The organism is Ardenticatenales bacterium (assembly GCA_020634515.1).
GTDB lineage: Bacteria > Chloroflexota > Anaerolineae > Promineifilales > Promineifilaceae > JAGVTM01.
Genome location: JACKBL010000017.1, coordinates 1 through 10,771 on the forward strand (window position 1 = coordinate 1; position 10,771 = coordinate 10,771).

The 10,771-nt window shown below is 61.6% G+C and carries 9 protein-coding genes; 1 reads left to right on the forward strand and 8 read right to left on the reverse strand.

Annotation, left to right across the window (positions count from 1 at the left end; translation table 11 throughout):
• The 8 genes from H6650_22750 to pyrF form a co-directional block, all read right to left on the reverse strand.
• Positions 1-248: branched-chain amino acid ABC transporter ATP-binding protein (locus H6650_22750; GenBank protein ID MCB8954834.1), on the reverse strand; the 248-nt coding region annotated here is incomplete at its 3' end.
• Between the two features lie 224 nt (positions 249-472).
• Positions 473-1,705 carry a YeeE/YedE family protein gene (locus tag H6650_22755; GenBank protein MCB8954835.1) on the reverse strand — a complete coding sequence of 411 codons (1,233 nt, stop codon included), beginning with the start codon at positions 1,703-1,705 and terminating at the stop codon, positions 473-475.
• Positions 1,706-1,847: 142 nt separating this feature from the next.
• On the reverse strand, positions 1,848-2,420 hold the full coding sequence (locus H6650_22760) for a YeeE/YedE family protein (GenBank protein ID MCB8954836.1): 573 nt from the start codon (positions 2,418-2,420) through the stop codon (positions 1,848-1,850).
• Positions 2,417-5,203 carry a cytochrome b/b6 domain-containing protein gene (locus tag H6650_22765; protein MCB8954837.1) on the reverse strand — a complete coding sequence of 929 codons (2,787 nt, stop codon included), beginning with the start codon at positions 5,201-5,203 and terminating at the stop codon, positions 2,417-2,419. Before H6650_22765 ends, H6650_22760 begins: the two co-directional genes overlap by 4 nt.
• Before the next feature lie 20 nt (positions 5,204-5,223).
• Entirely contained in the window at positions 5,224-6,672 is a 1,449-nt protein-coding gene (locus tag H6650_22770) for a tetrathionate reductase family octaheme c-type cytochrome (GenBank protein ID MCB8954838.1), read from the reverse strand.
• A 115-nt stretch (positions 6,673-6,787) separates the two neighbouring features.
• Entirely contained in the window at positions 6,788-7,138 is a 351-nt protein-coding gene (locus tag H6650_22775; protein MCB8954839.1) for a winged helix-turn-helix transcriptional regulator, read from the reverse strand.
• 160 nt (positions 7,139-7,298) lie between these two features.
• On the reverse strand, positions 7,299-8,258 hold the full coding sequence (locus H6650_22780) for a prenyltransferase (GenBank protein MCB8954840.1): 960 nt from the start codon (positions 8,256-8,258) through the stop codon (positions 7,299-7,301).
• Positions 8,255-9,070, reverse strand: a complete 816-nt coding sequence (pyrF, locus tag H6650_22785; protein ID MCB8954841.1) for an orotidine-5'-phosphate decarboxylase — start codon at positions 9,068-9,070, stop codon at positions 8,255-8,257. The genes H6650_22780 and pyrF overlap by 4 nt, the downstream gene beginning before the upstream one ends.
• Before the next feature lie 115 nt (positions 9,071-9,185).
• Here pyrF and amrB point away from each other — a divergent pair, with 115 nt between their 5' ends.
• Positions 9,186-10,703, forward strand: coding sequence for an AmmeMemoRadiSam system protein B (gene amrB / locus H6650_22790; protein ID MCB8954842.1), 1,518 nt, complete (start codon positions 9,186-9,188; stop codon positions 10,701-10,703).
• The last annotated feature ends 68 nt before the right edge of the window (positions 10,704-10,771 follow it).

Genomic DNA, 10,771 nt, shown 5'->3' on the forward strand with positions numbered 1-10,771 from the left:
CAAGTGGCTGTCCGCCGGTTCGCCATGATGCCGCGAGCCACGGCCAGCATTTGCTGTTCGCCGCCGTTCAGCGTTCCCGCTTTTCGCGGACGGCGCTCTTTCAGTTGCCCAAACATATCATACACCCGCTCCAGGTTGCGTTTCAAGTGCGGGCGGGCGCGTTTGGGGGAAGCGCCCATTTCCAGTTTTTCCTCCACGGTCATATCGGTGAACGGTCGTCGCCTTTCGGAGACAAGGACGAGGCCCATCACTGCCTTCCTCTAGCCGGGAAGACGGCCAATGTCCCACCCATCAAACCAGACGGAGCCGCTCCCCGGTTTCCGCAGGCCCATGACGCGCGGTTTTGCCGGCATCGTTTGCCCCCACCGGCGATGCGAGCCTATCGCGCCTCCGATAGCGGTCCGTTACATCAAAGAGCCTACGGCGCGCGCCGTAGGCTCTTCCGCACGTAAGGAGGTTTCAGATGAGGCGGTTAGCCGCAGCCGCCGCTGGTGGGGGCGCGTTTTTGCTCCAACTGCACTTTGGGTACATATTCCAGCGTAAACTTCTTGGGATTAGGGGCGGCGGCAGGATAGCGATCTCCCAGGGCGGCGGCGAAGGTGTAGTGCAATCGATCATCCCCATTGCCGGAGGTGGCGTACGCCGCCTGGAAATCAGCGTCGGCAAAGGTTGCCAACCAGTTGTTGACGCCCCCTTCCAAGATGTAAACGTTGGGTACGCTCTCCGCGATGAGGATTCTCCACGCTTCCGTGGCCGCGGTCTCATCATTGCTCATGACCACGAAAACGGCGTTGGCCGGTTCAAAGTGATAAGCGGGAATCTGGTTGACGATCTCCGTTAACGGAATGTGTACGGCGTCGCGGATGTGGAACTTGTTGTAGTCTGCTTCCGGGCGCACATCCAGCATGATGGTTTTGATGGCGGTGTCATGCAGCAGATCCAGCAGTTCGCCTGGATGGATTTGCACGGCGCGGTCGGCCAGCACGGCTTCTTTTTCCGGCGCGATTTTGGCCCAGCGATCCGCCGTGGTGGGTTGCCCCATGAAGATGAGACCCACGCCGGCCAGGGCCACGGCCCCCGCCGCGCCATAGCGCCATTTGGGCGACTTGCTCTGGTCTACGCCGCCAAAATACTGCTCCAGTTTTTCGCCGCCCCAGAACATGAACAGCGCCATGAGGATGACGAGGAGGGCAACGACGCCCACGGGCAGCCCCAGCCAATCTTGCAGCGTAAAGCGGCCCAGGTAAGAGGAGTGCCAGAACTGGTCGAAACTGCCGACGGTTTCACCAAAGAGGAAGATGCCAAAGAGCGTGCCCAGGGCGAAGAAGATGCCGTCTACCTTGAGGGTGGCGGCGGCGACGAGGGAAGTGCCGGGACAAAAGCCGCCGATGATGAAGCCGAAGCCCATGATCAGGCCACCCACGATGCCCGGCCAGAGGTAGGTGGGGTTGACCCAGACGAGGTTATAGTCGAGCAGGCCGATGGCGGCGCTGAGGAAGATGAAGACCATGGCCACGATGATGGCCGTGAACATGACCTTCAGCACGGTCATTTCTTTGAAGTAGAACTGCGCGGCCAGCTTTTTGGAGTTGCCGAAGCCGGCTATTTCCAGCACGAAGCCGAAAGCGAAGCCGATAAGAAGGTAGACGACGTATGCGCCCCATTTGCCTAGTAGACCGGCGAGTGGTAAAGGAAAAGGTGCCATGGTAGCTCCTGACGACGGAAATCAGCGGGTGGGAGGGGGGAAAGGGGGGCGATGTGCCTCGGTGATCTCCGATAATGTGAATTTGAAAGGTAACTGCTAAGCCGGATTGGACCAATTTTCTAGTAGTTACTTTGAAAGATGCTCAGTTCCAGAATTTGCGCACGAAGTAGGCGAGGGCGTAGCCGCCGCCAAAGACGGCGAACATGAAGGCCCAACTGCCTACGGAGAGAACCGCGCCGCCGGAGAGGGCCTGGCCGGAGGTGCAGCCGCGAGCGAAGCGGGCGCCGAACCCCATGAGGGTTCCGCCGAGGAAGGCCATGAGCCAGCGGACGCGCACGGGGACTTGTGGGCCGCGGTTCGTTTCCAGTTTGACGCGGCCATTGAGCCAGCCGGAGACAAAGCCGCCGATGACGGTTCCGAGGGTGACGAAGACGACCCAACTGTCGAGGGGGTTTTGGTCGCCGCCAGCCATGGCCAGGAGGTAGGAGACGCGGTTGACGTGTTCGGGAGCGACGAGGTCTTCGAAGTAGACGAGGATGCGGTTGAGGCCGCCGGATGCACCCAGGCCGTTGCCGGTGAAGAAGAAGGCGAGGAAGAGGACGAGGCCGAGGAGAATGCCGGCAAAATACGGATTTACGTAGTCGCGGGCAATACGGCGAGTACGGGTGCGCGCCGCCGGGCGCGCGTCGCTTTCAGTAGGGGTATAGGTGGTCATGAGGGGGTGGCTGCCTCCTGGGATGGGGTGTGGATTTCCACTTCGTCCCAACCCATGATCATGGATTTGATGCCGGCAAGTGGCGTGTGCCCCGTCGTCGTCAGATAAACATGCAGGACGATAAACGAAGCAAACAGCCAGGCGATGATCGTGTGGAACGGGGCCAGGAACGGCAGGCCGCCCAGCGCGTCGGCCGCATTCGGCCAGCGCTGCGCCCCCCACATCAATGCGCCGGTGATCACTTGCAATGGCAGTAAGACGTTGAGAATGCCGAAATAGGTGACTTGTTGCAGCGGATTCAGCTTCCTGTCGCGCGTTTTGTCAAATGGGTGCGGCTCGCCGCGGAAAATGCCGCCGAGGTAGTATTTCGCCTGCACGATCATCTGGTCGAAGAATCCGTAGGGGCGAGGCAAGAACTGGCGAATTTCGCCGCTGGCCAGGTGGTAGAACGCCGACAGCGCCGCGTTGATCAGCAGGATGGCGGCGAGTACGTTGTGTACCTGCACGACGTAGTTGAAGCTGAAGATGCCAAATTTGTCTGGCTTGTGGATGACCAGCCCCGTGAAGATGAGGCCGAAGATGACGATTGTTTGCAGCCAGTGCCACAACCGCTCATAGATGGAGTACATGTACACGTCCCGCAGCGCGGGATCCCGCAGCGCGGGTTGGCTGTGCATGTTTTGCCGCCGCAGGGCGAAGAAGCGTAGTCCGCCGTGGGTGATGACGCCGGCGAATGTGCCCAGGAAGATGAGGATGCCGGCCCAATCGACCCAGAAGACGCTGTCGTGGCCGAGGATGTAGAGGTTTTCTGCTTTGGTTTGGGGTTGGTAGAGGAGTTGGCCGGCGTCGTTGGTGATGAATTTGCCGCTCCAGGAGGTTTGGTTGGATGTGGGAAATGCCGGCATTACCCCCCCCGGAACCCCATTTGCCAACACCGTCGTCGCCGTAATACGTGATGACTCGCCGTGGCAAGTACGGCAATCACGAATCGCCCACGATTCCGCCGCCACGTCGTGATTGATGCTGTATGGCTGAATGTTCCCGTTGATGCGCGGATTCTCCAGCCCCTGTGCGGCCAGACGGGTTGCAATCAGAACTTCCTTGTCCGGCGTGTCGATCAAACGTTCCGCCTCATCTAGCTGCCCATCCCCATTATCATCAAAGGTCGCCAACACATCAGCCTGATACTGGCCGCCATCCAGCCAGGCGGCTTCCAGGCTGCGCGCGGGTACGGGGCGGGCAGGATCGCCATAAACCCAATACCAGGCGGTGATCAGATTGAAGGGCGCGAGCGACTTGCCGCCATCCGCGTTTTGCTGTGTGAGCAGAGTGGGCGCAAAGCCCGTGATTATCTCACCGTCCGCCGCCAAACCGCGATAGGTCATGTTGGGTGAGCCATCCGGCAGCAGCACAGTCCAGTCAATGGACTGCACGGCGGGCGCATACAGTTCGGGAATGTGGCAAGATTCGCAGCTAACGGCGCTGGTGTGGCGCTCTTTGTAGGGCAGCCAGTTGTGCGTGGCCTCAATGCTGTGGCAAGATTCGCAGCGGCGCAGTGTATTGTCCAACTCCGGGGCAATGGCGCTCTGCGCGCTTTGCCCTTTGGCGAACTGGTGCAACGGGCGGTAGAGGTATTCGCTGAAGTCGATACGGCGCGGGTCGAAGATGAGGTGCGCGGGCCGCGACTCGTCGGTTTCCTCGTAGTAGATGGGGTTGTTGAGCGCATAGTGGCATTCAACGCAGGCCACGACGCGCTCGGCATGGATGTCCCAGGAGCGGCTGAGGGCTTCTTTGTCGCTCAAATTCAGGCCGGAGTCGGCGATGCGTTGAGGGGATATGACCTGCCCTGTGGTTTCCGTGCGCCAACCGCCACCGTCCAGGGTGAGGGGAATTTGGTTGTTGGTGTGGACGAGGCCGTGGCATTGGCCGCAGTTGTTGTTTCCGGGGTCCTGGATGTCCAGGCGCACGTTTCCTTCTTCATCAAATGCTTCTCGCTGCCACTGCCATTGCCCATCTACTTGCTCTACCAGACCGCTGCCGTCCAATGTGGCGGTGTTGGCCCAGCGGAATGCGCCCGCGGCCAGCGCCGCGATGCGCGCCTCGTTGTTGGGGGCGGGCGTGTGGCACAGGAAGCAGTTCATTTCCACTACGCCCGACGCCGCCCAATCCCAGGGGAGGGGCTGCCCGGTGGCCGGGTCTATGGTGCTGGTTTCTGGGTTTGTTGCGTCGGGCGTCAGCAGCGTCAGCAATTCTCCCGCGCGGCTATATTCGGCAGGTCCGCCGCCGACGTGACGCGCTCCCAAGAGCTTTACCCAATCGGCTGTTGTCAGGTCAAAGATGGCGTCGCCGACGGGGGAGAGGGTGCGGTAGGTGAGGGGGTTCCAGCGGCCAAAAATGCCGGCACTCATGTCCCACACTTGTCCCCCCACGACCGTGCCCGGCGCCGCAAACGTACTCAGCCCGGCGTCGCTGTGGAAACTGTGCGAGGCAATAAAATCCGTATCATGGCACGCGCCGCAGGTGTTCATCGTGGAAACGGGCTGGTCCGTGTCCAGAACGTTTTCCCCGTTTTCGTCCAGCAGGGGGAATGTGGGGTGCAGGCGTGGTAGTTCCGTGGTGGATGGCGTTTGTGCCGGCAGCGTCTCCTCCGTTTGCGCCGCGCTCCGCTGCGTGGTTAGCAGCAGCACCGCCAGAACGAACAAGATGGAAACGAACAGCGTCGGACGCGCCTTGAACACAAATCCGCGTAACAGGCGCAATTCGTGCGATTTTTCATTCATCATGGCATTCTCTTCATTGTTTGCTACGGTGTATCCGTGGAGCCGACAGCTTCACTGCGCCCACCCCAGCGCATGGGGTCGCCGAAGTAGCCCAGCGCCTCCCAATCCATGCGCCCATTTTCGCCGTGGCAGTCGTTGCATTGCAGCGCATCTTCGCCAGGAACAACCATATGGGACAGCGGCCAATACATTTCCGTTGGCGCAAACCCATAGCTGCCGCTGTACGTCATATTCACGACCTGCGAGCCAAGCCGCAGCGCCTGGTCCCAGTTGAAGTCCGTCCAGAAGCCACCTTCGCCCACCGTTTTCGGCTGCAACAGGTAGTTGTACGCGCTGTCGTAAGGCTGGTCGGCCTCGTGGACTTTGAACGGCCAGATTTTGGCGTTGGGATCATTGATTTCGCCCAGCGGCTGGTTCAGCGCCGTGGGCGTCGTGGGGTCAATGGGATCGCCCAGGATGTAGCGGTCCGCCGTGCCATTGAACCAGGCATATTGCGGCATAAAGTTCTCTTCGTAGACAAAGGAACCCTTGATTTTCAGATAGACGTGTGGGTCTTCCGGTAAGTCCTGCCCGGCGGTGGACCAATCCCAGTGCATTTTGGTGGCCTCGCGCACGGCTCCTTCGGGAATGTGGCAGGTCTGGCAGGCCACGCTGTCCAGGTGACCGTTAATGCGCTCGTCCTGGTGGATGGTTCCTTTGTGGCAATCCGTGCAGTAGACCTGATTGGTGTCATCCGTACTGACGGAAATGGAGCGACCGGCGATGTTGTGGTCCGTGGTGCGGTGGCAGTCGGTACAGACGAAGTCGTACTTGCCCATGTGGATGTCCACGCTGTCGGGTGGGTTGAGCAGGCTGGAATCCAGGTCGCCGTGCTTCACGGCGTCGCCGCCGCCACCGTTAAAGTGGCAGCCACCGCAGTTATCGCGGGTGGGCAGGCCCACGCTTTGCGCCGCGGCCAGGAGGTCTACGCTCTCGGCGGGTAGGCCCGCCTTGCTCTTGATGTATGTGCCGCTGGTGTCGTGGCAAACCAGGCAGTCCACATTTGTTTCACTGCTGAAATCAAAATTGGCATCCTGCCATCCATAACCCGCGTGACAGGAGGTGCAGCCGGGCCAGTTGGACTGAATGCCAATGCAGAAGTTGTTGATGGAGTTCTTCTTGCCCGTGGTCACCGGTTCAGTGCGTCCGGGGAGCAGCACCGGTTCGCTTTCCCAGGTCCAATGGGAGGTCTGAATGACCTGGTGCGCCGCGTCTTCGTGGCATTCCAGGCAGGCCGCCGTGACTTCCGGGCCGGAGTTTAGCGGCTCGTCGAAAAGGCTGCTGTGATCGGTATGCGTAGGATGGGTGGGTAAAAACGCCCACGGGTCTGTTGACGTCTCCGTATCTCCCTTGGCGAAAGATGCAATGGGCACAATCACCAGCATAGCCGTGACCAGGAGACCGACTACCCAGATGTATTTGAAATCTTTCATATGACCCTGCTTGCAAGTTGGTGAGTGACGAGTGAGCGGGTTTGCGCGTGGCTGTTGTGCCGGCATACTGTCGTTTTGCGGCTTGTCATTTGGCGCCTGCCCTGGCGACTCACCCTCATTCTTCTCGTAAAATATCAGATTGATGCGCGATTACGTCGCGCAAAATGACGCGCATTGTATTCAGCACGTCGATGATGCGCGTGTCAACCAGATCGTAGATCACGGCGGGGCCGTCCCGTCGTGTTGTCACCAGCCCCCGCTGCCGCAGCACCCGCAAATGGCGGGACATGGTTGGTTGGGGCATGCCCAGGTCGTCCGCCAGCGCCGTAACGTGGCGCGGCTGCTCGTGCAGCGCATACAGAATTTGCAGCCGCTTCGGGTCGCCTAATGCCTGGCAGATATTGGCGTGCAGGAGGTGGAGTTCTTGTAGTTGGGGGAGAGTCATCGCGCTGTTCTTGTTACTCATTCATGTATTCGCCTAATCGAATACATGCCCCGAGTATACGCAGCGCGATAGGGGGAGGAAGCGACAAACGTCATTTCTTTGTTATGACATTTATCGCTTCAGCGTGCGCGGATGGTTGCCGCGTCGTAACGGCTAAGGAACGGAAATGAACGATGTGTTTTTACAAGGGGCTGATGACGCCTATCGTCGGCAGCAGGTAGGCGAGACAGGCTAATGTGATGGAGCCGACCAGGATGAGTATGGCCCAGAATCCGAGGCTGTTCCAGGCGGAGGGATGACGCCATGCGCCGCGCCAGAACCGCCATGCCTGTACGGCGGATGCCGGCATCAACAACGCCAGCAAAACAGCAGTAAGACGAGGCATTCCCACCGCCGTCAGCAGCGGCAGCGACATATAGACAAGTGCCAGCGTTCCCGCCAACAGCCGCGCCGCCCGCGCCTCCCCCAGACGCAGCACCAATGTGCGCTTTCCCACGGCGGCATCCCCGCTGGCGTCAGGAAAGTTGATGGTCAGAATCATGGCAAACTGCAGGCCGCACAACGGGATTGCCGTGAGCAGCGGCAGCCATGTGAGTTGCCCGGTTTGCAAATAGAAACCCACTAGCGGCGTTAGGCCGGGAACCAACAGCGCGACAGTCACTTCCCCCAGGCCACGCGAATGCAGCCGTGCGGGTGGCGCGCTGTAGCTCCAGGCCAGCGCCAGCGCCAGGAGCAGCAGGGGCAGCGTCAGCGCCCCCGTGCGCAGCCGCAGCGCCAACACGAACGTGGCGACGAGCGCCGTGCCCGCGCAAATCAAGGCGGCATACAGGGCGACCTGTGGGGGCAGTTCCCCGGCCACCAGCACGCGGCTGCCGCCCGACCAGCGCGTTGGCGTGCGGTTGGCACGGTCCGCGGCGTAGTCGAAGTAATCGTTGCTGAAATGGGTCATAAATTGGATGCTGCTGATGGCGGCCTGTCCCCAGAGCAGCGATGGCAGGCGCACGTTGCCACGGGCATACCAGGCCATGGCCCAGCCCAGAGTGTGCAGTAGCAGACCGCCCACGAGAAAATGGGGCCGACTCAGGCGTAGGATCTGCCAGGCCAGGCGATGGAAGGGGGGCGATTTTCGGGAGGCGCTCACGCAGTGGCGCGGTGGCGGTTGATGCGCTCGCGCAGGGATTGGGCGGCGGCACGGGCGGCGGTGGCAAAGTCCATGCCGGCAGAAGCGTAGATAATGCCGCGGCTGGCGTTGATCACCGGGCCGGCCTCCGCGTCCGGGCCATGCGCGACGGCGGCCGCCAGGTCGCCCCCTTGCGCGCCGATGCCGGGGATGAGGAAGTTGGCGTGGGGAGCCATCTGGCGCGCCGCGGCTAATTCCGCCGGATAGGTGGCGCCAACTACGTAGCCGAGCGCGCCACGAACGGGCCACGTCTGGCTGCGGCGGATGACGGCGGCTGCCAGGCTGTCTTCGTGGCGCAGGTCTCCCTGGAACTGCGGTCCGCTGGGGTTGGAGGTGCGCGCCAGCAGGTAGACGCCCTTGTGCGGGCGATTGCCAATCATGGGCAGCACGGCTTCCGCGCCGACGTAGGGGTTGACGGTGACGGCATCCACGCCCCATTCGTCGAGCAGCCCGCGCGCCCAGGCATCTTGCGTGTGGCCGATGTCGCCGGTTTTGCAATCAATGATGATGGGGATGTGGCGGGGGATGTAGGCGATGGTACGTTCCAGGGCGATCATGCCGGCAGCGCCCCATTGCAAATAGAAGCCGAGATTGGGCTTGTAGGCGCAAACGAGATCGAGCGTGGCGTCAATGATCGCCTTGTTGAACGGCAGCACTGGCTCATCCCAGCGCAGCGAGGGCGCGGGCAGGCGCTCTGGCTGAGGATCGAGGCCGATACAGAGCCAGGAGTCGTTCTGGTCTTGGGCTTGCTTGAGTTTTTCCAGGTAGGTCATGCGGCGAATTATACTTGACGGAGGGGCATGAGGACAGGATGCGGCATGAATTCTTGCCAAAAAGCGGCGTCCTGCCCAACTGGGTGATGTCAGACGCGCCGTTTTGATGTATCCTGTGGATCAAGGTGGCTGCGCCTGCCGCCTGCTTGTGGGCGTGCCGGGGCAGCCAGGCGTGCCAGGTGTGCTTATGTCCCCAATTGAATCATCTCCCATTTCTGTTGACGATATTCGCGCGGCGGCGGTTGCCGGCAGTTGGTATCCCGACGATCCCGCCGAACTGGCGCGGATGGTTGATGGCTTTCTGGATGCCGTCATGCCCGTCGATGGCGAACCGCTGGGGCTGCTTGTGCCCCACGCCGGTTATTACTATTCCGGGGCGACGGCGGCGTGTGCGTTTAAGCAACTTGCCGGCATTCCTTACGAAGTGGCCGTGATCATTGCCGCCGATCACCAACAACCCGTCTCCCGCCCCATTTCCGTCTGGGCCAGAGGCGGGTTTGCCACGCCGCTGGGCGTCGTGCCGGTTGCGGAAGAACTGGCGCAGGCGCTGGTGGACACCAACTTCCGCATCCGCTTCGATCCCGACACGCACGCGGGTGAGCATGGGATCGAAATGGCGCTTCCTTTCTTGCAGCGCGTCTGTCCGGGTTGCGCTATTGTGCCCATTCTCATGGGGCAGCGCGACCGGCATACCGTGAATGCGCTCACGGAGGCGCTGACGGCGCATCTGTCAGGCCGCCGCGCCGTGGTGATTGCTTCCTCTGATCTGTCGCACTATCCGGCGCATACGGCGGCGATGAAGGCGGACCGCGCGATGCTGGCGGCGTTGGAAACGGGCGACCCGGAGATGGTGCAAAAGGCGGTGCGGGAGGTGGAGAATGCCGGCATTCCCAATCTCGTCACTGCCGCCTGCGGCCAGGGCCCGATTCAGGTAATGATGCGCGTCGCCCGTAACCTGGGGGCGGATACCACGACCATCCTCGGCCACGCCACGTCTGCCCATGCCGCCGAAGGCCGCACCAACCGCGTGGTTGGCTACGGCGCGGTGATGCTGTGGCGTTACCAGTCGCCTGATCTGGACGAGACGCGGCGGCAAACGCTGCTGGCTCGCGCTCGCGCCGCTCTGGCCGCCCATCTGGCCAATGAATCCCCCGGCCTCCTGCCTACCAACGACCCTGAACTGGCGCGGAAGGCGGGCGTTTTTGTGACGCTGCGTTTGCGGAATGGGGGGCGCGGGGAGTCGCCACTGCGCGGCTGCGTGGGGCATATGCAGGCGGATCGTCCTCTGGAGCAAATTGTGGCGCGTGTGGCTGTAAATGCCGGCACATCCGATCCCCGCTTCCCCACCCTCACCCCCGCCGAACTGGCGCGCACACACATCGAAATCTCCGTCCTCTCCCCGCTGCATCGCGTCACCGACCTGCGCCAGATCGAACTGGGACGACACGGCCTGCTCCTCCAGGCGCGGGGGCGGCAAGGCCTGCTGCTGCCCGAAGTCCCCACCAGCCACGGTTGGGACCTGGACACATTTCTGGCGAATCTACGCCTCAAAGCCGGCCTGCCCGCCGACCTGCCCCTCGCCGAATCCACCCTCTACGCCTTCACCACCCTTCCTTTTGCCGAACCGCACTAGTGTCATGTCAAGGGTGTTTTGATGGTAAACCGTAGGTCAATTCGCTGAATTGACCGGACAAGACAGCG